The organism is Mesorhizobium sp. SP-1A, assembly GCF_032460275.1.
In the GTDB taxonomy this organism is placed as follows: domain Bacteria; phylum Pseudomonadota; class Alphaproteobacteria; order Rhizobiales; family Rhizobiaceae; genus Mesorhizobium.
In genome coordinates, this window is the sequence record NZ_JAVXZD010000004.1 from 519162 (window position 1) to 540557 (window position 21396).

The 21396-nt window shown below is 66.1% G+C and carries 23 protein-coding genes; 1 reads left to right on the forward strand and 22 read right to left on the reverse strand.

Annotated elements, in window-relative coordinates:
- Positions 1-113: 113 nt before the first annotated feature.
- From QU595_RS20860 to QU595_RS20965, 22 genes are all read right to left on the reverse strand, one after another.
- Positions 114-707: a transglycosylase SLT domain-containing protein gene (locus QU595_RS20860; protein ID WP_315925448.1), complete on the reverse strand. Its 594-nt coding sequence runs from the start codon at positions 705-707 to the stop codon at positions 114-116.
- Positions 634-1872, reverse strand: coding sequence for a flagellar hook-length control protein FliK (locus QU595_RS20865; protein WP_315925450.1), 1239 nt, complete (start codon positions 1870-1872; stop codon positions 634-636). Before QU595_RS20865 ends, QU595_RS20860 begins: the two co-directional genes overlap by 74 nt.
- A complete protein-coding gene (locus tag QU595_RS20870; RefSeq protein WP_315925452.1) occupies positions 1869-3233 on the reverse strand; it encodes a chemotaxis protein MotC in 1365 nt (454 codons plus the stop codon). Before QU595_RS20870 ends, QU595_RS20865 begins: the two co-directional genes overlap by 4 nt.
- A complete protein-coding gene (locus QU595_RS20875) occupies positions 3230-4555 on the reverse strand; it encodes a MotB family protein (RefSeq protein WP_315925454.1) in 1326 nt (441 codons plus the stop codon). The genes QU595_RS20870 and QU595_RS20875 overlap by 4 nt, the downstream gene beginning before the upstream one ends.
- Entirely contained in the window at positions 4552-5178 is a 627-nt protein-coding gene (locus QU595_RS20880; protein WP_315925456.1) for a hypothetical protein, read from the reverse strand. Before QU595_RS20880 ends, QU595_RS20875 begins: the two co-directional genes overlap by 4 nt.
- Positions 5178-6821, reverse strand: coding sequence for a flagellar basal-body MS-ring/collar protein FliF (gene fliF, locus QU595_RS20885; protein WP_315925458.1), 1644 nt, complete (start codon positions 6819-6821; stop codon positions 5178-5180). Before fliF ends, QU595_RS20880 begins: the two co-directional genes overlap by 1 nt.
- A gap of 116 nt (positions 6822-6937) precedes the next feature.
- Positions 6938-7876 carry a flagellin gene (locus tag QU595_RS20890; protein ID WP_315925460.1) on the reverse strand — a complete coding sequence of 313 codons (939 nt, stop codon included), beginning with the start codon at positions 7874-7876 and terminating at the stop codon, positions 6938-6940.
- Between the two features lie 181 nt (positions 7877-8057).
- Entirely contained in the window at positions 8058-8993 is a 936-nt protein-coding gene (locus QU595_RS20895; protein WP_315925462.1) for a flagellin, read from the reverse strand.
- A 186-nt stretch (positions 8994-9179) separates the two neighbouring features.
- Positions 9180-9911, reverse strand: coding sequence for a flagellar type III secretion system pore protein FliP (fliP, locus tag QU595_RS20900; protein ID WP_315925464.1), 732 nt, complete (start codon positions 9909-9911; stop codon positions 9180-9182).
- Positions 9908-10396, reverse strand: a complete 489-nt coding sequence (locus QU595_RS20905; protein WP_315925466.1) for a flagellar basal body-associated FliL family protein — start codon at positions 10394-10396, stop codon at positions 9908-9910. Before QU595_RS20905 ends, fliP begins: the two co-directional genes overlap by 4 nt.
- 8 nt (positions 10397-10404) lie before the next feature.
- On the reverse strand, positions 10405-11112 hold the full coding sequence (gene flgH / locus QU595_RS20910; RefSeq protein WP_315925467.1) for a flagellar basal body L-ring protein FlgH: 708 nt from the start codon (positions 11110-11112) through the stop codon (positions 10405-10407).
- Positions 11109-11735, reverse strand: a complete 627-nt coding sequence (locus QU595_RS20915; protein ID WP_315925469.1) for a MotE family protein — start codon at positions 11733-11735, stop codon at positions 11109-11111. Before QU595_RS20915 ends, flgH begins: the two co-directional genes overlap by 4 nt.
- 9 nt (positions 11736-11744) lie before the next feature.
- Positions 11745-12989 carry a flagellar basal body P-ring protein FlgI gene (locus QU595_RS20920; RefSeq protein WP_315925471.1) on the reverse strand — a complete coding sequence of 415 codons (1245 nt, stop codon included), beginning with the start codon at positions 12987-12989 and terminating at the stop codon, positions 11745-11747.
- Positions 12986-13459 (reverse strand): flagellar basal body P-ring formation chaperone FlgA, encoded by a 474-nt coding sequence (gene flgA / locus QU595_RS20925; RefSeq protein ID WP_315925473.1) that lies wholly within the window; start codon positions 13457-13459, stop codon positions 12986-12988. The genes QU595_RS20920 and flgA overlap by 4 nt, the downstream gene beginning before the upstream one ends.
- 5 nt (positions 13460-13464) lie before the next feature.
- Entirely contained in the window at positions 13465-14253 is a 789-nt protein-coding gene (gene flgG, locus QU595_RS20930; protein WP_315925475.1) for a flagellar basal-body rod protein FlgG, read from the reverse strand.
- Positions 14254-14263: 10 nt separating this feature from the next.
- Positions 14264-14593: a flagellar hook-basal body complex protein FliE gene (locus QU595_RS20935; protein ID WP_315925477.1), complete on the reverse strand. Its 330-nt coding sequence runs from the start codon at positions 14591-14593 to the stop codon at positions 14264-14266.
- Positions 14590-15009 carry a flagellar basal body rod protein FlgC gene (gene flgC, locus QU595_RS20940; RefSeq protein ID WP_315925479.1) on the reverse strand — a complete coding sequence of 140 codons (420 nt, stop codon included), beginning with the start codon at positions 15007-15009 and terminating at the stop codon, positions 14590-14592. The genes QU595_RS20935 and flgC overlap by 4 nt, the downstream gene beginning before the upstream one ends.
- 7 nt (positions 15010-15016) lie before the next feature.
- Positions 15017-15394 carry a flagellar basal body rod protein FlgB gene (flgB, locus tag QU595_RS20945; protein ID WP_315925480.1) on the reverse strand — a complete coding sequence of 126 codons (378 nt, stop codon included), beginning with the start codon at positions 15392-15394 and terminating at the stop codon, positions 15017-15019.
- A 77-nt stretch (positions 15395-15471) separates the two neighbouring features.
- Positions 15472-16233 (reverse strand): hypothetical protein, encoded by a 762-nt coding sequence (locus tag QU595_RS20950; RefSeq protein WP_315925482.1) that lies wholly within the window; start codon positions 16231-16233, stop codon positions 15472-15474.
- Entirely contained in the window at positions 16220-17587 is a 1368-nt protein-coding gene (gene fliI, locus QU595_RS20955) for a flagellar protein export ATPase FliI (RefSeq protein WP_410000546.1), read from the reverse strand. The genes QU595_RS20950 and fliI overlap by 14 nt, the downstream gene beginning before the upstream one ends.
- 92 nt (positions 17588-17679) lie before the next feature.
- Positions 17680-18402: a flagellar basal-body rod protein FlgF gene (flgF, locus tag QU595_RS20960; RefSeq protein WP_315925484.1), complete on the reverse strand. Its 723-nt coding sequence runs from the start codon at positions 18400-18402 to the stop codon at positions 17680-17682.
- 126 nt (positions 18403-18528) lie between these two features.
- A complete protein-coding gene (locus QU595_RS20965; RefSeq protein ID WP_315925486.1) occupies positions 18529-20340 on the reverse strand; it encodes a DUF1217 domain-containing protein in 1812 nt (603 codons plus the stop codon).
- 178 nt (positions 20341-20518) lie between these two features.
- Here QU595_RS20965 and motA point away from each other — a divergent pair, with 178 nt between their 5' ends.
- The gene (gene motA / locus QU595_RS20970) at positions 20519-21394 is read left to right on the forward strand and encodes a flagellar motor stator protein MotA (RefSeq protein ID WP_315925488.1); all 876 of its coding nucleotides are present in this window, start codon (positions 20519-20521) and stop codon (positions 21392-21394) included.
- Positions 21395-21396: the final 2 nt, after the last annotated feature.

The window sequence follows — 21396 nt, forward strand, 5'->3', positions numbered from 1 at the left end:
GACTGGTTTCTTGGGAGTCAGGAATCGCGATGGTTGCAGGGTCCCGCCCGCACGGCGGACTCCGTCTTCCGGAGCCGCTGGCACTGGTGGGATTGGCCCGTGGCTGCATGCGCCTATGGGTTGCAGAAGGATCGGGCGTTCGGCGTCCATTTGCCGAAGCCGACGGCCACCATGTTGGCGATGACGCGGCAGACATAGATTTTCTGGGCAGGGTCATTGTCGGGGCCGGCATGATAACGCGCGACGGCCATCGACCAGGTCTGGTGGCGGGCGTGCAGGCTGGCCAGGAAGCGTGCCGCGTAATCGACGTTCTGGTGCGGATCGAGCATGTCGGAAACACTTCGGAAATTGGCGGAATGATAGCGATGATTGATCTGCATACAGCCGAGATCGATCAGCGTCTTGCCATCACGGCGCGCGGTTTCGAAGGCCGAAAGGGCGGCCGCCCTGCTTCCGGGAAAGAGCGCTTTGCCTTCTATATTCAAGGCGTTAGGCTGAAGGCTGCCTTTCTTTCCGGTCTCGGTCAGCCCGACCGCATAAAGGATGCCCGCGGGGATGCCGTAGCGGTCGGCGGCGCGCAGGATTTCGGCTTCGCAGGGGTTGGCCGCGGCGTGGGCCGCGTTTCCCGCAAGACTAGATAAACAGGCCGCCGTCAGCGCGCTCACGCAGCTGCGGCGCAGTGCGGCCATGATCCTGCCCGTCGTCATTGCGGTTCCTTTCCGGCTGGTGGCCGCCCTGGCCGCCGCCCGTTCCGGGCTGCGAGAACGCCTGGTCGCGACCTGCCTGCATCGCCTGCGATCCGGTGCCGTCGGCGCGTGCGGCGGGAGCGGTCGCCAGCGAGGGTTGCAGGACAGCGACCTTGTCGATCTCGAAGCCGAGGGCCCTGAGCGATTTCACGATCGTCTCGGAATCGGAGGTCAGTTTCCGATAGGCCTCATGCGTCTCAGGCCTGATTTCAATCGTGAGTTGCTCTCCGGCCATGCGAAGATTTGCGGTGACCGTTCCCAGTTCGGCCGGATGCAGTTCGATCTTCAGTGTGTGGGCAGGAGCCGCATTGGCCGCCGTGCCATGGAGGGACGGGGCGGACGCCGCGGCCGTCTGGCGCCAGCCGCTGTCGGACGCAATCCGGTTCGCGATTTGCGAGGCGGCCTGGCCGAGCGGAACGGCTGCCGGCGCGGGGAAACTCTGTTCGGCGATCACCGTCGTGTTCTGGAGCGCGGCGGCGCGCGGACCCGCCAAGGGGCGCTGCGTCTCGTGCGCGGTTCCCTCCTTCTGCGGGACACTCAGCTCGATGTCCGGCATATCGGGCAGTTCAGGACCTGTTCCGGATGTGGCGTCCGGATCGGCCGCCGACACGGTTGGCATAGGTCCGGCGACATCGGTGGAACGGGCTGGCTGTCCCGGCATCGCGCCCGTCGTGACGGGGCGCGGACCGGCCATCTGGTGGAAATGGTGTCCGATCACGGTCTGGGCGGGATGGCCGGCTTGCGCCGGTGCATCGGCTTCGGGCGCGCCGGGCTGTTTCCCCGGTTTCGCATCTTCGTCATGTCCTTCCGAATTCGGGTGCAGGCCGCGCACCACCGTCCACAAGGGCAGGCGATCCGGCAGGGGCGCGGTTCCGTTTTCGTCGTCGTCGGAGGGGCTGGCCTCCTCCTGCACGTCCTGGTCTCGGGTCTTGCCGGATTGGGGTGGGTCCATGCGTGCCGCATGCGCCACCTGCTTAGGACTGGGCTGGCCCGACTTGCGCGGCGGACCATTCAGAAGCAGGTCGGTAAATGCGGTGTCTTTCTCGTCGTGCCTGCCGGCTGAATGGCGAGGCGAATTTTTCGCCTGACCGCCAACGGGAACGTTCTGGCCTATCGCCGCTGTCATTGGGGGGAGGCTCCAAGCATCTGGTCGATGGAATCGAGCTTGCGCCGCGCGTCCGCGATGGCGTTGTCGGTGGCGTCGCTGCCCACGGCAACATCGCCGGCCTTGCCGGCTGCCGGCGGCGTCGGTGGGGCTGGGGCGGGGACAGGCGTTGCCGGGGTGCCGGCTGCCCGGACAGCCGGGCGTTCGGATACCGCGCCTTCGACCGGCGGCAGACCCGCTGCGGCGGCGGCATTCGCCGCTTCCGCCAGCGCTGGGGCGGCCTGCGCGGAGGCGGGAGAGGTCTTGCCGGGGGCCGTTGCCGTGTCCGCCGGCAAGGGCGGCGGAGGTGCTATCACCTCCTTGGTGATCGTCTGCGCGGCTTCGAGCAGGGAGCGGTCGTTTGCGGAGAGGCGGTCGCGGTCGATGTTCTTCAGCCGGGCCTGGATCTCGTCGACATTGTCCGTGGTCAGGGCGGACAGGCTGGCATAGAGCTGCGCCCTCGGATCGCTATCCACCCCCGCAGGGCCTTGTCCCTTCGCCGCCTTGGCCGAGGCGAAGGCGGAAAGGCCCGCCAGCCCGTCTATGGCGGCGCGGCGCGCAATGCGCAGATAGATTACCTGCTCGCGCTCCGGGTCCATCATGGAGGTGATCTCGGCCAGTTTGGCCTCGCCGACAGACTGGTTCAGGGCCACGGCTCCAGACACGAAACTGTCGGCGAACTGGCTTGCATAGGGAGAGTGCAGGAAGCGCTCCACATATTGCGTGGAAGCCAGAGCAAAGCGGGCGGCCTCGCCCGTCGTGGCCGCGATGCGGATCGAGCGCCGCAACGCCGCTTCCTCCACCAGCGTTCCGGGGCTGAGCAGACGTGCCTGATCGAACAGGGCCAGCGCCTTCTGCGGCTCCTCTGCGGCCAGAAGCGAGCCCTTCACCAGCGCCACGAAGGCCCCGATTTCGCTCGGCAGTGCCATGGGCTGCACGTCCTTCAGCGCATTCATGGCGCCGGCGGGATCGCCGTTGAGATAGGCGATCACGCCATCGGCGACGGCGCGGTCGCCGCCTTCCAGCCCGAGCCGCGCCGTGGCGGCCGCGACCGTCGTCGGGTTGCCGCCGCTCATGCCATAGACCAGCAGGGCGTGCAGGTTGCGCGGTTGGCCCATCTCGTCCTGCCCGGCGCTGCGGAAGCGGGCGTCGGCCATCTCCAGAAGCTTGGCCTGCATGGGAAGCGCGGCGTGGTCGCCGGCCGCGATGCGGTCCTGCACCAGTTGCAGCGAGCGCACCATCTGGTAGGGCTGCAAGGTTTCGCCGGCCCGCGCCGGCGACAGCGTCGCGGCAAAGGTCGCGACCAGCGCGGCGATGCCGATTGTCCGCGCGCGGCGGCTCATCCGCCGGTCTCCAGCAGGATCTCGATGCGCCGGTTGACGGCGGAAAGCGGATCGGCCGCGTCCTTGGGCTGGCGATCCGCCAGGCCCGCCACTTCCGAGATGCGGTGCTCGTCCACGCCGCCGCGCACCAGCATGTAATAGGCTGCGTGCGCCCGCGCCGTGGACAGGCGCCAATTGTCGTAGGTGGCGCTGCGGAACGGACGCGCGTCGGTGTGGCCCTTGATGGTGATCTTGCCTTTCTGGCCATTGACGATGCGGCCGACCTTGTCCATGGCCAGAACCAGTTCGCGGCTGGGAACGGCCGAGCCGATCTCGAACATGCCGAAGTCGAGCTGGTCGGTGATGGAAATGGAGACACCCTTGTCCGTCGCCTCGACCGAAATGCCCTTCGCCATCTTGTCGTCCGCCTTGAAGGCCTTGGCGATCTCTGCCTTGACCTCGGCGGTCGCCTTCAGGGCGGCGGCGTCCGGCGTGTTGCCGGCTTCGCTCGCCTTGGCGGTTTCAGCCTGCCGCGCGGCCGCTGCCGGCTTTTCAGGCGCGGCGCCGGGAGCCGCCTTTGCGTCCTTCGCGAGCGGTTCCAGCGGCGCTTCCTTGAGAACGGGCGCCGTGTCGGGGGTCTGCCGGGCCACCTCTTTCACCGGCGGGGCGTCGGCCTCGGCCGTCTTGTCGCCGGGCGTGGCGGGCACTCCCTCGACCTTCGGCCGCTCCGCGCTGGCATCGGCGAGGGGGGCCGCCATCTGCTGCGACCAGAAGTCGGGCGCGAACGGATCGCGATAGGATTCGCCGCCGGAAGCGCCGGTGGCGGGACCCGATTTCTGTGCGCCGCCGTCGCCCCTGGCGCTGATGTTCTGCATGACGCCGGTGTCGGCCGCGATCTCGGCGAGCACGGCATAGGGGTCCGCGAACAGCTTTTGGTCCGCGCTGCCGGCATTCTCGGCGGATTTGGTTTTCTGGTCCTTCTGCTCGGCCTTGGCGGCCTCGCCGCCCTTGCCCTTGTGGCCGGCGTCGGTGGATTTTTCCTGCGGCCCGCCCGCACTCGCCTCGGACTGCGAGGGGTCGTTGCCGGCGTCGTTCAGGCCTTTGCGGCTGGAATTGCGATCCGTGAGCTTGATCGGATTGAAATAGCTGGCGACCGCATTCTTGGTCTGGTCGTTGGCGGCGTTGATGAGCCACATGACCAGGAAGAAGCACATCATCGCCGTCATGAAGTCGGCGAAGGCAATCTTCCAGACGCCGCCGTGATGGTCCTCTTCATGATCGTGCCCCCCGCGGCGCACGATGATGATTTCCTGCCGGTGGCTTTCCCCTTCCGCGACGCTCATGACAGGACCTCGGTCAGGGCAGCCGCCCATTCGGACAGGCGGGTTTCGATGAGGGCGTCATCGACCGACACGGTCAGGTCGATCCCCGGCGTCTCGGTGAAATCGAGATTGGCCGAGGCCGGGCCCAGCGCCTCCTTTAGCGGCTCGAAAAGCGAAAGCGGCCCGCTCACGCGGATCCGGGCGGCGTCGTGATCGCGCAGGGCCTCGCCGATGGTCTGCGCCAGCGCGGCGAGCGAGCGCGTCCGCAGGTCGTCGCCAAGCAGGCCGCCGAGGATGCGGGCGACGGCATCGCCGATAGCAGACCGCAGACGCGCTTCCATCTCGTCGATGCCGGCCGCGACCGAGGCGCCCATCTCGCGGCCGAGCCGCGCCATCAGCGCTTCCGACCGGTCTGCCTCGGCGCGGCTTTGCGCCTCCATCTCCTCGCGGTGCCTGGCCTCCAGACGTGCGGCAAGCGTCGCTTCGGCATCGGCGACCGCCGCCGCCACCAGGGCGTCGATGTCCACCGGCGGCGGTTCGGCGACCCCTGCCGGCTGCGGCCGCCTGACATGAACCGGCTCCGGCGCAGCCTTGATGCGCGGCTCGCCGAAATCCGGCAACAGGTCGAACAGTGCCGTGCGCATCAGGCGGCGACTTCCGGCGCGGTCCATTTACGCAGGATCTGCGCGGTGCGCTCCTCGTTGAGATCGACCATGCGCGCCAGCCGCTCCTGAGGGGCGGGCCTGAGCTTGCGGCGCAGGTCGTCCAAGGGCGCGGGGCCGGCGGACGCTGCCAGGGCGGGGGTGGCGGCGGCTTCCGCCACATCGGAGGATTCAGGCGTGGGCAGCGAGCGTTGCACCTCGTCGAAACTCGGACCCGCGATCGCCGGTGCGGGCTGCGCGGTAAGCGCCGCCGCCATGGGCCTCAGGCCGAAGAAGGCGACGAGGAATACCACGACGATGAAGGCGGCGGCGTTGATGAGGCTGCCGGTATATTGGCCGACGGCGTCCAGTATGCCGGGGCTGGGGGCGGCTTCGCCGTTCAGCCCGTCGATGAACTCGACCGAGGAAACCTCGATGACGTCGCCGCGCTTTTCATCGAAGCCGGTGGCCGAGGCCACCATCTTGCGGATATCGGCGACCCGCTGGGCGATCTGCTCGGGCTTGGCGTCCTGGCCGAGAATGGCCGCCAGCCTCTGCCGGTTGACGACGACGGCGACGGACATCCGGGTGACCGAGTAACCGTTGGAGACGGTGGCGATGCGCTTGGAGTTGATCTCGTAATTGGTGATCTCCTCCTTGCGGTCGTTCTGCGAGGAAGATTGCGGACCTTCGGTCGCGGTGGACTGGGCCTCGGGCAGGTTCTGCTCGACGCTGGCCGGCGTCGAGGCCTGCTTCTGGCTGTTGTTCTCGTTGGTCCGAACCGACTGCACCGAGCGTTCGACGCGCGATTCCGGATCGAAGATGGTCTCCTCGGTCTGGCGCGTATCGGTATTCACGTCGGCCTTGACGCTGGCGCGGAAATTGTCGGGACCGAGATAGGCGGAAAGGGCGCGGCGGATATTGTCGCCGATCTGGGCCTCCACCGTCTGCTCGACGCCGAGCGCGCGGGCAGCGCTGGTGTTGGAAGGATCGTCGCCGGCGGCGAGCAGATTGCCGCCCGAATCCAGCACCGTGACCTTCTCGGCCGAAAGGCCGGGCACCGCCGCCGCCACCAGATGGCGGATCGACATGGCGGTCTTCTCGCCGTCTATGCCGGCATAGCGGATGACCACCGAGGCCGAGGGCTGCTGCTCCTCGCGGCGGAAATTGGCGCGCTCGGACATGACGATGTGCACGCGCGCGGCCTTGATGCCGGCCAGCGACTGGATGGTGCGGGCGATCTCGCCTTCCAGTGCTCGCACGCGGGTGATCTGCTGCATGAAGGAGGTGAGGCCGAGCGAGCCGACATTGTCGAACAGCTCGTAACCCGCATTGGTGCTGGTGGGCAGGCCCTTCTCGGCCAGGAGCATGCGCGCCTTGGCCGTCGTGCCGGCCGGCACCAGCACGCTCGTGCCGTCGGAGCCGACGTCGAAATTCATGCCGGCCTCGCCGAGCACCATGCCGATCTGGTTCACGTCGGAACGCTCGAGCCCGACATAGAGCGTCTCGTAGGCCGGCCTGTTGAGATAGAACGAGCCGATGCCGATGACGGCGATGACGAGCGCTGCGATGCCGCCCAACAGGGCGAGCTTCTTCGGCCCGAAACCCTGGAGGTTGGAGATGATTGTCTTGATCTGTTCCGGCACGGCTCGGAAGCTCCCGCATGACTGCCCGCCATCAGACTAGAGCGCGAAGCTTGTGCGAAAATGAAATGGGCCGCGCTGGCGGCGCGGCCCATCGGCATAGGAGCGTCTGCGGCAGATCAGCCCTTGAACAGCGACAGGATGTTCTGCGAATTGGTGTTGGCGATGGACAGCGCCTGGATGCCGAGCTGCTGCTGCACCTGGAGCGCCTGCAGCTTGGTCGATTCCTTGTTCATGTCGGCATCGACGAGCTGGCCCACGCCGCGGTCGATGGAATCCATGAGCTTGGAGACGAAATCCTTCTGCATGTCGATGCGAGCCTTGGCCGCGCCGAGCTCGGCCGCCGCGTCGGCCATGCTGCCCAGGGCTTTCTCGGCATCGGTGAGCAGCGCGTCGAACTGATCGGATTCGGTCGCCCCGGTGACGCCGGTGAGGTTCGTAACGTCGATGTTGAGGATCGATTTCGTGGACGCTGTCCCGGCCTTGTCGAGGATGCCGGTGCCCGCCGCCGGCGGCGTCACCGCCGCGTCGATCAGGCGGATGTTGCCGAACGCGATATCGATGGAGCTGGTGGTCACATTGCCGCTGGAGTCGCGGTTGTAGCCCGAGATGATGCTCACCTCGGTGGGCTGGCCGGCGCCGCCCTTGGTGTAGACGAGGTTGGAGCCGGCATAGCTCGCACCGCCGATGCTGTCCTTGAGCTGGGCGACATAGGTGTCGATCTCGCTCTGGATCTTGGCCCGTTCTTCGGCGCTGGACGTCTTTGCCAGCAGCACCTTGTCCTTGATCTTCTCAACGGCGTCGAGGGCGTTGTTCATCGCCGTATAGGCCGTGTCGACCTTGCCGGCGCCGAGGCCGAGCGCATCCTGCACCACCGAATTGGCCTTGTTGTCGGAGCGCATGGTGGTGGCAATCGACCAGTAGGCGGCGTTGTCGGCGGCGTCGGCGACACGATAGCCGGTCGATATGCGCCCCTGGGTCTGTTGAAGCGCCTTGTTCGTCGCGCTCAGGCTCTGCAATGCGGTCATCGCAGATGCGTTGGTCAAAATGCTTGCCACTGGTGCCACCCCTCGCTGATCCAATGCCTCCGCTTCGCGGAGCACGCCGGCAGATACGGCCGGTTAACCATGAGTAGGATCTCATGGTTAATATCAGATTAAGTTGAAGTACCTGCAGCAAAGCAAACGGGCCGCGCTTCGGCTGAAGCGCGGCCCATTCCTATTGGTCAGTAAAAGATCTTTAGCCGCGGAACAGCGACAGGATCGACTGCGACGAGCCGTTGGCGATGGACAGAGCCTGGATGCCGAGCTGCTGCTGGACCTGGAGGGCCTGCAGGCGGGTCGATTCCTTGTTCATGTCCGCATCGACGAGCTGGCCGACGCCGCGATCGATCGAGTCGGAGAGCTTCGAGACGAAGTCCTTCTGCATGTCGATGCGCGACTTGGCAGCGCCGAGCTCGGCGGCGCCGGTGGCCATCGAACCGAGAGCCTTTTCGACGTCCGTCAGGATCTTGTCGAACGAGTCGCCTTCCTTGGTCGCGTCGTAGCCGGTGACGCCGGTGACGTCGGTGACGTCGATGTCGAGAATGGCCGTGCCGGAGGTTGCGCCCTTGTCGTCCAGGATGCCCTTTGCCGCCGCGTTGGAGTCGATCAGCCGAAGATTGCCGAAATCGACATCGATCGTGCCGGTGGTCACCTTGCCTGCCGAGTCACGATTGTACGAAGTCATCACCGTGAGCTTCGTGTTGTTGGCATCGGTCGAGTCGGTCTTCAGCAGGTTCGAGCCGGCATAGTTGGCGCCGGCGATATTGTCCTTGAGCTGCGCGACATAGGTGGCGATCTCGGACTGGATCTTCTTGCGATCCTCGGCGCTGGACGTCTTGGCGAGCAGCACCTTCTCCTTGATCTGGTCCACCACATCGATGGACTTGTTGATCGCGGTGTAGGCGGTGTCGACCTTCGCGGCGCCCAGACCGAGCGCATCCTGAATGACCGAGTTGGCCTTGTTGTCGGAGCGCATGGTGGTGGCGATCGACCAGTAGGCGGCGTTGTCGGAAGCGTCGGCGACGCGCAGGCCGGTCGAGATGCGGGCCTGGGTCGTCGTCATGTTCTTGTTGGTGGATGCGAGGCTCTGCAGAGCCGTCATCGCGGCGACGTTGGTATTGATCGAAGACATGGATACACGTACCCGTTTTTACACGTATTTTTGGGGAACATGCCGGACTGGCCGGTATGGCGGTGGGCATCATGCCAATGATCGCTGAAAAGGATCACCCGCCATCTGTCAGCGACTATGGCGGGCAGTTCCTGCCAATTCGATAAGCGGTATGGTTAACGGAAATTATTCCGCGCGGCCGGCGGTTCAGGTGAAGGAGCGCACCAAGGAGCCGACCAGCAGGTTCCAGCCGTCGATCAGCACGAAGAACATGATCTTGAACGGCAGCGAGATCACCGTCGGCGGCAGCATCATCATGCCCATGGCCATGGTCACGGTGGCCACGATCAGGTCGATGACGAGGAACGGCAGCACGATCAGGAAGCCGATCTCGAAGCCGCGGCGGATCTCGGAGATCATGAAGGCCGGCACCAGGATGCGCAGGTCCACCGTATCGCGCGAGACCTGCTGGCCGCGCTCGCGCGCGAGGTCGGCGAAGAGGTCGAAATCCTTGTCGCGGACATTGCGCAGCATGAAGGTGCGGAATGGATCGGAGATTTTCTCCAGCGCCTCGCTTTGGCTGATCCTATTGTCCATCAAGGGCTTGACGCCGGTGTTCCATGCCTGGTCGAAGGTCGGCGCCATGACGTAGAAGGTCATGAACAGCGACAGCGAGATCAGGATCAGGTTGGCCGGCGTCGATTGCAGGCCGATGCCCGAGCGCAGGATCGAGAAGGCGATGACGAAGCGCGTGAAGCTCGTCACCATGATGAGCAGGCCCGGCGCCACCGAGAGTACGGTGAGCAGGCCGAACATCTGGATGATGGTGGCGACGGTCGTGCCGCTCGCCTGGCCGATGCCGCCGAGATCGATCTGCTGCGCGGCGGCGGCCGTCGCGGCGGCCAGCAGCATTGCCAGCGAAACAAGAAGCTTTTTCATTCGAACAGCAAAGTCCTGATCAGCACGTCCCTGGCATGGCCGTCGCTGCGGATCGCGGCGCGCTCCTTGAGATCGGCCTTCAGGTGCTGGAAGCCGCTGGCCCCTTCCACCTGATGCATCCTGAGCGTGCGCAGGAAGGCCAGTATGTCCTGATGGATGGCCTGGGTGGTCTCGGCCGGCTGGGGCGCGTCATAGACGACGGATGCGTCCATGCGCACCCATGTCTCGGTGGGCGCGGCGAGGTTGGTCGTGATGGCGGGCAATTCCACCAGCGTCGTTCCGGCTCCGGCTTCGGCCGAGCTCGCGGCATCCGGCTGGGGCGCGTCGTGCTTCATCTTCGGCGGCGGAGGCGGGACGAGCGAGTTCTTCAGGTAACTGCCCGCGAGCCAGCCCACGCCCAGCGCGGCGACGGTCATGCCGGCCAGAAGGCCGATCTGCACGACGATCGAAGGTCCCTTCGCTTTTGTGTCCGCTGCGTCCGCCATGACCGTCTCTAGAAGGGAAGGACCTGATCGAGGACCTGCTGGCCGTAGGGCGGCTGCTGGACCTCGCTGACGCGTCCCCGGCCGCCGTAGGAAATGCGGGCCTCGGCGATGCGCTCATAGGAAATGGTGTTCTCCGCGCCGATGTCTGACGGACGCACGATGCCGGCGATGGTGAGCACGCGCAGCTCGTAGTTGACGCGCACTTCCTGCGATCCCTTGATCATCAGGTTGCCGTTCGGCAGCACGTCCGTGACGACCGCCGCGACGTTGAGCTCGATGCTCTCGGAACGCTCGATGGCGCCGTCGGCCTTGGTCTCAGTCTTGGAATCGACGCTGCCCTTGCCGGACCCACCGGTCTTGTAGCTGTCCCAGCCCAGATCGGCGGCCAGCCCCAGCGTGCGGTTGGCGGTGCGGCTGCGGTCGTTCTGGTTCTTGAAGCGGGCGCGGTCGTTGATCTTGATCTTGACCGTGAGGATATCGCCCGCCTGCAGCGCGCGCGGGTCCGTGAACAGGCGGCTCTGACGGTCGTCCCACAGCGAGAAGCGCTTGACCGGCGCCGACGGCGTTTCTGGATAGCGGTAGACGGAGGTGGCACCCTGCTCGATGCCGGCGCCGACGGGCGACATCGCCGGTTCGCGATTGACTTCCTTGAGGTCGGCGGCACAGCCGCCCAGGCCGGCAGCGGCGGCGAGCAGGATCAGGCTCTTGCGGATCATGACGGGTCTACCCTGCGTGCGGCGCTCGCCATGATGCCGGTGAGCGCGGCCGCCGCCTTCTTGTCCATTTCGTTGAGGATCGTGCTGGCCTTGCGGGCATTCAGCTTCATGAGGATCGCGGCGGCAAGCTCGACATTGACGCCAGCCAGCCGCTCGGCGGCGGCATCGGGCTTCATGCCGGCATATATCTTGACCACACTGTCCTCGGCGCGGGCGAGGAACACCTCGCGGCGTTTCAGCCATTCCTCATATTCAGCGCGCTTCGCCTCCAGCGCGGCGATGCGCTTGTCGACGGCCGTCTGCAATTGCTGCAGCTCGGCCGCCTGCAAGGCATAGCGGCGGTCGCGGGCCGCGTCGGCGATGTTGGAGCAGAAGCGCTCGATCTCGCTTTCCTGGGCGGGGGCGGGCGTGGTTCCGGTAACCTCGGGCGATACCGCCGGCGTCTCGCGGACAAGCTCCTGCGGCGCTTCCCGGACGAGCTCCTGCGGCGCCTCGGGCGCGCCGGGCAAAACCTGCCGCACGGGCTGGCCGCCGGCAGGCAGCGCCAGGGCGAGCGACGCCAGCAGCGACAGGACGGCTGCCGAGGGAAGCTTGCTGCGGGGGAAGATGAGAGACGCGATCATCGGCGCGGCCTATTGGAGAACCAGATCGGCCTGCAGCGCGCCGGCCGATTTGATGCCTTGCAGAATGGCGATGATGCCGTCGGGTTTGACGCCGAGACGGTTCAACCCGGAAACCAGCGTCTCCAGGTCGGGACCGTCGAGCACGGCGACACGGGCGTTCGGCTGCGAGATATCGATCGCGGTGTTGGGTTCCACCGCGGTCTCGCCCCTGGAGAAGGGCTCCGGCTGCACGATCCGCGGCGCCTCGGTGATGCGCACGGTGAGCGTGCCGTGGCTGATGGCGACGCGGGAGATCTTGACCTGGTTGCCGATGACGATGGTGCCGGTGCGTTCGTCCACCACCACGCGCGCCGGCATGTCGGCGCCGACGACGAGGTTCTCGATCTCGGCATAGAAGCGCGCCGCCGAGATGCTTTTCGGGCGTTTGATGGAGACCGTGCGGGCGTCGCGCTCGGCTGCGACGCGCGAGCCGAAGCGCTGGCGGGTGTAGTCGTTGATGGCGTCGGCGATGCGCACGGCGGTCGAAAAATCGGGGTTGCGCAGTTGCAGGGTCAGCACCGGCTGGTCGCCGAATTCCGCCTCCACGGCGCGCTCCACGATGGCGCCGTTCGGTATGCGACCCGCCGTGGGCACGCCTTGCGTGACCTGCTGGGCCTGGCCCTGGGCGGTGAAGCCCGAGACGATGACCGGGCCCTGGCCCACGGCATAGATCTCGCCGTCGGCCGCCTTCAGGGGGGTCATGATCAGCGTGCCGCCCTGGAGCGATGTGGCGTCGCCCATGGAGGAAACGCCGATGTCGATGCGCGCGCCCGACTGCACGAAGGGCGGCATGTTGGCCGTGACGATGACGGCGGCGACGTTCTTGGCCCGCGCGCGCCCGCCTTCGGTGGCGATGCCGAGGTTCTCCAGCATGGCGCGGATGGATTGCTCGGTGAAAGGCGAGTTGCGCAAACTGTCGCCGGTGCCCTGCAGGCCGATGACGAGGCCGTAGCCGACGAGCTGGTTGTCCCGCGCGCTCTGCAACTGCGCGAGGTCCTTGATGCGCGAGGCGACCTGGCCGGGGGGCAGCGAACTCGGCGCCGAGGCGACCTCGAACATGCGGCTTGCCGTGGCGCCGTCGTAGGAAGGCTCGTCCAGCACGCCGCCGTTCCTGGCGGCGATCTCGCGCTTGGCCTTGGCGGTCAGGCCGTCGGCAAGCACCGGCTGGGCGCACAAGGCGGCCGCGACGAGAAAGGAAAGCGCACGCGTCTTCATGTGGCGCCGACCCTGACGGTGCCGTCGGCCATCACCGTGCCGGAGAACACCTTGCCGCTGTCGAGATTGCGGACCTTGACCAGATCGCCGGCCGAGCCGGGCTGGAGGGTGACGGCGGTGGCCGAGATGGTGAGCTGGCCGGCGACGAACAAGACCTGCACGGAAGCTCCCTGTTCGACCAGCCAAGCGTCGCGCAGGGCGTCGTTGGGAATGTAGCGGCCGGGCAGCAGCGTGCGCTTGGCCACCTTGCCGTCCAGTTCCCGCGCCTCGGTGGCGACGGCTTCCGGCTTGTGGCGCCCGGCGGCCAGCGTGACCTCCTTGAGGATGGCGAGGCTGATGGTTTCGCCCGGATAGATGACGCGGGCGGGAATGAGCACGGTTTCCTCGGCGCCCGCCGGGGCGATCCCGGCAAGCAGCGCCGCCGCCAGCGCGAGCCGGCGCAAGGTGCGATGGAAAGCGTGCGCCGCCATTTTCGTCACCGGATGTTCTTGGAAACGACCGCAGCCATCTCGTCGGCGGCCTGGATGACCTTCGAGTTCATCTCGTAGGCGCGCTGCGCCGAGATCAGTTCGGTGATTTCCTTGACCGGATCGACGTTCGAATTCTCCAGATAGCCCTGCTCGATCGTGGCGTAGCCGGGATCGCCGGGGACGCCGACATTGGCGGGCCCGGATGCGGTGGTTTCCTGGAAGAGATTGTCGCCGAGCGGCGCGAGCCCCGCCTCGTTGGCGAAGGTGGCGAGCGTGAGCTGGCCGAGTTGCTGAAGGTCGGTCTGACCCTCGATGCGGGCGAAGACCTGGCCGGTCTTGTTGACGATGACCTCGACGGCGTCGGCCGGCACGGTGATGTTCGGAACCACGTTCGCTCCGTCCACGGTCACGAGCTGCCCGGTGGCGTTGGTGTTGAAGGCGCCGGAGCGCGAATAAAGCGTGCTGCCGTCGGCGCCCTCGATCTGGAACCAGCCCTTGCCGTTCAGGGCCATGTCGAACGAGTTTCCGGTCTGGGTCAGTTCGCCCTGGATATGGACGTTGCGGACCGCGCTGGTCTTGACGCCGAGGCCCAGGGTTACGCCTTCGGGCACGATCGAGGCATTGGCGCGGTTCGGCACGCCTTGCGTGCGGTCGACCTGGTAGAGCAGGTCGGAGAATTCGGCGCGGGCGCGCTTGTAGCCCGTGGTGTTGATGTTGGCGATGTTGTTGGCGATGACTTCCAGGTTGGTCTGCTGGGCGTTCATGCCGGTGGCGGCGATGGCTAGGGCTTTCACTGGCCGGACCTCAGATCTGCATGCGGCTGACGTCGAGCCAAGCGCTGACGATCTTGTCGCGGATGGCTATGGTCGTCTGCAGCGCCTGCTGGGCATCCATCACCGCGTCCACGACCTGACGGGTGTCGGCTCCGCCGGTCAGCGCCTGGACGGACATGCTCTCGGCGGTGTGGAGCGTGTCGACCGTCCTGGACGCGGCGCGGCCCAGCGCCTCCGCGAAGGTGGCCGGAGTGCCGGCTGCGGCTCCGCCGGTGGCCGCCGCTCCGCCCGGCATCAGGTCGCTGGCCGCGCTGTCGCCGACAGCGGGCCTGAGCTTGATTGCACCGATACCGCCGATCATGACTGGCTCCTCATCAGGTCTATGGTCATGGAAATCAGGTCGCGGGCCTGTTTGATGACCTGGAGGTTCGCCTGATAGGAGCGGTTGGCCTCGGTCATGTCGGCCATTTCGACCAGCACGTTGACATTGGGCATCTTGACGTAGCCGTTCTGGTCGGCGGCCTCGTTGCCGGGCTGGAACTCGACCGGGAAGGCCGAAGGGTCGCGGTCGATGGAGTTGACCTCCACCAGCGAGCCGCCCGAGGCGCGGTCGAGTTCCGAGGCGAAGCTGATGGTCTTGCGCCGATAGGGATCGGCGCCGGGAGCGGTGCCGGTCGATTGCGCGTTGGCCATGTTTTCCGAAACCACGCGCAGTCTTTCGGACTGGGCGTTCAGGCCGGATGCTGCAACCTTGAGGGCGGCTGTCAGGGCGTCCATGGCCGTCTCAGCCCTTCACGGCGCTGAGCATCATGGCGTGGAAAGCCTTGACGATCGCGGTGTTCAATTCGAACGAGCGGCGGATCTCGCCGGCCTTCATCAACTCGTTCTCCAGCACCACCGTGTTCTTCGACGGCATCATGGCGCCGGTGAATTCCTGCGGTTTGACGGTGTAGGCGGCTTCCGTCGCGCCGCCGAGATGACCGCTCTGCGTGGCGCTCATGTGCACGGCGGTGCGGTCCAGAACCTTCTCGAACGGCTCGACGTCGTTCGCGACGTAGCCCGGCGTGTTGGCATTGGCGATGTTGCCGGCCACCGCCGACTGGCGCACGGCCAGCCATTGCGATTGCTTCGAGGCAAGGTCGAAAAGATTGACGGGTTCCATGACGGCGCTCCGGGCAGGTGGCTGCACACTAGGCCGTCAGTCTTGCGCGGGCCTTGCGCCGGCCCGAGCGGGAATGCCTACCGGGCGATCTCCAGCACCCGGTCCTTGCTGGTGACCAGGACCCATTTCCCCTTGCGCTGCTCGATGGAGACGACGCGGCTGGAATCCGGCAGCCGCGAACCGGTCTGCACGACCCACAGCCCCGCCTGATCCTCGATCATCGCGCGGCCATTGGCGATGTGCACCAGCCGGAACGCCGCCGCATCCGCCGGAAAGGGCTGCTTGTCCGGGCCGGGCGCTTCGGCGGGGCTCATCGGGGCATCCTGCAGGGCGCCCGTCGCGAACGGATCGAGGCCGTCCGGCACCGTTGCGGCCACAGGCGACGGAGCGTCGCTGCCGGGTCCCGATCCAGGGGCGGAGCGGCCGGAATTCGTGCCCTTTCCGCCGAACCTGATGCCCTGGACGCCGAACTGTTCCTGATTGAAGAAGATGTACCAGGGAAACAGCGCGCAGGTGAGGCCGAGCGTCACCCCGAGGGCGGCCATGACGAGATCGCTGCGCCTGCTGTCCTTGTCCCGCTTCGCGACGACGCGCGGAAGTGCCGGACCATTCCCGCCGCCGGACGCCCTGGGCGCGAAAAGCTGCTTCAAGGCGTCGTCGCTTTCGATGGTCCCGGTCGCGGGAGACCTGCTTCGCCGCCAATGCCTGCCCAGGCTGCGCATCCGCTGCAGACGGGTCGGGACGGGCAGGGACTCGGCCTGCTCTGCCTTCTGCGCCTCCGCGAGCATCTCGCGCAGGATCTGCTCGGTGCGCTGCATTTCGGTTTCAGGCCTCGGCATTCTGCTTCACCTTGAGATGGCGGGCGAGATACGCGAACGGGTCGGCGGAAGTCCCGTCCTTCGGCGACTGTGTCAGCGCTTCGTAGATCAGGGGAACCTGCCGCACGGCCATGTCGAGTTCGGCGTCGACGCCGCCCTGGTAGGCGCCGAGCAGCCGGATGTCGCGCGTGTCCTCGAAGCGGGCGATCATCGATTTCAGCTTCGCCACGAGCGCCTGCTGCTCCGGCGTCCAGGCCTTGCCGGCCAGGCGCGAGATCGAGGACAGCGGATTGACGGGCGGATAGCGGCCCTGCTCGGCGATGGCGCGGTCGAGCACGACGTGGCCGTCGAGGATGCCGCGCACGGAATCGGCCACGGGGTCGTTGTGGTCGTCGCCGTCCACCAGAACCGAGATGATGGCGGTGATGGAGCCCGTGCCTTCCGCGCCGGGCCCGGCGCGCTCGAGCAGCTTGGGCAGGTCGGTGAAGACGGACGCCGGATAGCCGCGCGCCACCGGTGGCTCTCCGGTTCCGGTCGCCACCTCGCGCAGCGCATGGGCGAAGCGGGTGACGGAATCGAGCACCAGCAGCACGCGGTGGCCCTCGTCGCGGAAATGCTCGGCCACGCGCATGGCCGTGTCCGGGGCGCGGCGGCGCATCATGGCGCTTTCGTCGCTGGTGGCCACCACGGCCACGGTCTTGGCCATGCCGGCCGCGCCGATCGTGTCTTCCAGAAACTCGCGCACCTCGCGGCCGCGTTCGCCCACCAGCGCCACCACCACCGTATCGAAGGCGTCGGCGGCGGCCAGCATGGCGAGCAGCGTCGACTTGCCGACGCCGGAGCCGGCGAAGACGCCGAGACGCTGACCGAAGCAGAGCGGCGTGAAGATGTCGATGACGCGCACGCCGGTCATGAACGCCGTATCGACGCGCTGGCGCGACAGAGCGGCAGGCGTGGCGGTACGGGCCTGTTCGGCGGTGCGGATCAGCGGGGACCCGCCGTCGATGGGACGGGCGAGGGCGTCGATGGCCCGACCCCGCCAAGACAAATGCGGCGTCACCGCCAGCGGCCCGCGCCGGAAAACGCCGTCGCCGATGCCGGCGTCGGCGCTGTGCTCGAAGGGGGCGACGACGACATGCTCGCTGCAGATGCGCACGATTTCGCCCCGGCGCATGCCGGCACGGGTGCGGTGCTCGACGAGATCCCCCAGCCTGGCCGTGCCGGACAGGCCGCGCACCTGATAGTGCGTTGCCGAAACTTCCACGATGCGGCCGCCTTGCTTCAATGCGGAGCTGTCGCCATCGAAGCGCCGCCAGACGGATTCCAGCAGCGCCAACCGGTCGCGGGCGAGGGGCTGTCGCTCCGCGGCCCGCACCGAGGTGTCTTCGCCCGGGCCGGGCGCCGTCACCGCTTGTGGTTCGGCCGGCTGGAGCGCAGCCGCTTGAGGGACCGTCACTTGAGGGAGCGTCACTTGGAGCCGAGGGTTTTGATGGCGTCGTCGGTGGTGGATTCGGTCTGCCGCATGAGTGCGGCGACGTTCTCGAAGGCGCGCTGCACCTGGATCAGCCTGGTCATCTCAAGCACTGGGTTGACGTTCGACTCTTCGAGGAAGCCTTGCGCCACGCCGACGTCAATCCGGTCGGTGACGGGTTCGGGTTCGCGCGAGGGAACGATGCCCGAATTGCCGTAGCGCACGAAGTTCGGCCCGGGATCGAATTTGTACAGGCCGATGGCGCCGACCTGCTGCTCGCCCTGGCGCAGAGAGCCGTCGGCGCCCGCCTTGGGCGGCCCGCCCCTGGGGTCGAGCTGGATCGGCGCGCCGCCGGCATCGAGCACGGGATAGCCCTCGATCGACATCAGCTGGCCGTTCTGGTCCATGGAGAAACGGCCGTCGCGCGTCATGACCTTGCCGCCCGGCGTATCGAGCGCGAACCATGCGTCGCCCTGGACGGCGAAGTCGAACGGGTTCCCGGTTTCCGTCATCGAACCGTGGGCGTCGGAAAGATAGGTTTTGCCCGACGAAGCGAAGGAAACCGCCTTCTGGCCGGCACCGGAAACGACGTCCTCGAACTTCACGCCGGTGGCGCGGAATCCCACGGTCGAGGCGTTGGCGACGTTGTCGGCGATGGTGTTGAGCCGCTTTTCCAGCGCGATCTGCGAGGAAAGGGAGACGTAGAGACTGTCCTGCATGGCTATCCGTCACCGGGCTGAGCATTTTGCGGCGAGGCCAAGCCTCGAATGGAAAACTCGAACAAACACAAAGATGTAGAGCGTGTTCCGATCCGAAGGCCGGCGCCCGTCCTTCGGGGAGATGCCCTAGTATTTCAATTGCTGCATGGCCATCAGCAGGTCGGTGGAGACACCGATCGTCGTGGGCTGCGCGAAGAGCACGCTGACCGAGCTCATGGCGGTGGAGGTCGGGTGGTCGATCTCGTAAAGGCTGGTGAAACGGGTGATGAACTTGTCCAGCTTCGCGGGGTCGGCGAGATCGGCGATGTTCATCTTCTGCTCGAACAGCTTGACCTGCTTGTCGATGTCGGCGGAGGCGAAGGAATCGGGCAGGCCGAAGGCGGTGCGCACGACGCTGGCCAGCGCCTTGTCCGCCAGCACCTCGTACCAGTTGGTCAATGTCGGCGCCTTGCGCTGGAAGTAGAGCGCCAGCCGTACCCCGTCATTGCTCTGGCCCGCATCCTCTTCGAGCGTCTGGCGCATGTATTTGTCGACGACCGCCTGCCGCGTGGGATTGTAGGTCGTGGCCTGTTCGCCATAGGCCTCGAAATTGAAGGCGGCGGCGATGCCGGCATAGGCCTTGTTGGTCAGCTTGTTGGCGACGCTGTTCTTGTCGCGGATGCCGCCCTCCAGCACGGAGCGGATCAGCTTGGGATCTTCCTTCGCCGGATCCAGCCCGTAGCTCGACAGCACATAGTTGTAGAGCCGCTTGTCCGCGAACAGGTCGTCGATGGACTTCACGTCCTGGACATGAGCGAGATAATAGCCGGTCTCATTGGCGATATAGGCGTCATCGGGCTTGATGAGGCCGAGGCTCGACTTGGCCGTGTAGAAATTCACGGTGTCTTTCTGCACGCTGTCGCGCTGCGTCGCCTGGTCGCCATACTGGGCGAAGTCGAAGGCCGAGACGAAAGCAGCGTAGCGCTTGTCCACCAGCCTGTTGGCGGGGCTCAGGGGATCGCTGACGCCGCCTTCAAGCATCTGGCGGATCGTCTTCGTCGATTCCGTCGAGGCATCGAGCCCGTAGGCGGCCATGGCGTAAGTCAGCAGACGGTTGTCGGCGAGCAGGGCGGCGACGTTCTTAACCTTGCCGATATTGGCCTGGAAATATTTCGTCTCGGATTTGACGTAGTCCGCATCGGGCTTGACCAGCACGAGGCCGGTCCGGTCCATATAGTTCTGCGGCACCCCCTGGAGCACTTCGGGACGTGCCGTGGTTCCGGCTCCCTTCGCGGCGAAGTCGAACGCGGCGACAAATCCGGCATAGCGCTTGTCGTAAAGCTTGTTGGCCGGGCTCTGCGGGTCGCTGACGCCGCCTTCCAGCATCTGCCGCACGGTGTCCGGCGCTTCCTTGTCCGGATCGAGCCCGAAAGCCGACAACGCGTAGTCGAGCAGGCGGGGATCATTCATCAGGTCGTCGATCGATTTCACATTGCCGATATTGGCCAGGAAATAGGAGGTCTCGGTCTGGGCAAGGCCGAAGCCGGGTCCCGTGACGCCGAGCTTGACCTGGAGGGCGTAGTTCGAGGTCACGTCGTCCTGTGCCGGGTTGTAGGTCGTCGCGGATTGGCCGAGCTTGTTGAAATTGAAGGCCTTGACGAACTCGGCGTAGCGCTTGTCGGTCAGCTTGTTGGCGAAGCTGTCCGGATCAGCGACGCCTTCCTTCAGCGCCTTGACCATGAAGGCCTTGGCATAGTCCATGTCGCTCAGGCCGAACGCCTTCATGGCATATTTGAAGAGGCGGTCGTCCTTGACGAAATCGTCGATCGATTTCACCTTGGTGATGTTGTCGAGATAGTATTTCGTTTCCCGATCGACCGTCGGCTCCCGCTCGATGCGCTGGATCGATTTGGGAATATCTCTCGCGATGAGCTGGTAGCTCAAATAGGTGTTCAGCATAATCGGCGCGCCCCGGGCCCAAGCATTCGGTCCGAGGATAGGTCAAGTTCCTTGCGCGAAACTGAATCCTCCTGGTCCATTTCAAATCGCCGATGCCCCGTGGGCCGAACGATTCAAGCCTCACACAAGGCACGCCGGATATTGCGTCAGGCTGAGGTGACATGCGGAAGGACTTCCTGTGGGCATTCTGATCGGACTGGTGGTGACGCTCGGCTGCGTGCTCGGTGGCTTCATGGCCATGGGCGGGCACCTGCACGTGCTGATGCAGCCATGGGAGGCGGTGGTGATCTGCGGTGCGGCGCTCGGCACCTTCCTGGTCGCCAATCCCATGAAGACGGTGAAGGACACCGGCAAGGGCATAATCGAGGCCTTCAAGCAGGCTGTTCCGAAGGAACAGGATTACCTCGAAACCCTCGGCGTGCTGCATTCGCTGATGCGCGAACTGCGCTCGAAGTCGCGCAGCGAGGTGGAAGCCCACATCGACAATCCGGAAGAATCGCCGATCTTCCAGGCGTTTCCGACGGTGCTGAAGAACGAGGACCTCACCAACTTCATCTGCGACTATTGCCGCATCATCATCATCGGCAATGCGCGCTCGCATGAGATCGAGGCGCTGATGGACGAGGAGATCCAGACGATCCGCGCCGACAAGATGAAGGCCTATCATGCGATGGTGGCGGTGGGCGACGGCCTGCCTGCGCTGGGCATCGTGGCGGCGGTGCTGGGCGTGGTGAAGGCCATGGGCGCGCTCGACCAGTCGCCGGAAATCCTCGGCGGGCTGATCGGCGCCGCGCTGGTCGGCACCTTCCTCGGCATCTTCCTGTCCTATGCGGTGGTCGGGCCGATCGCGACCAAGATCAAGACGGTGCGCGACAAGAAGAACCGGCTCTATGTGATCGTGAAGCAGACGCTGCTGGCCTACATGAACGGCTCCCTGCCGCAGGTGGCCATCGAGTTCGGCCGCAAGACCATCTCCGCGCATGACAGGCCCTCCATCGACGCGGTCGAGCAGAGCACGATGAACGCCGCGACCCCGGACAAGAAGGCTGCCTGAGC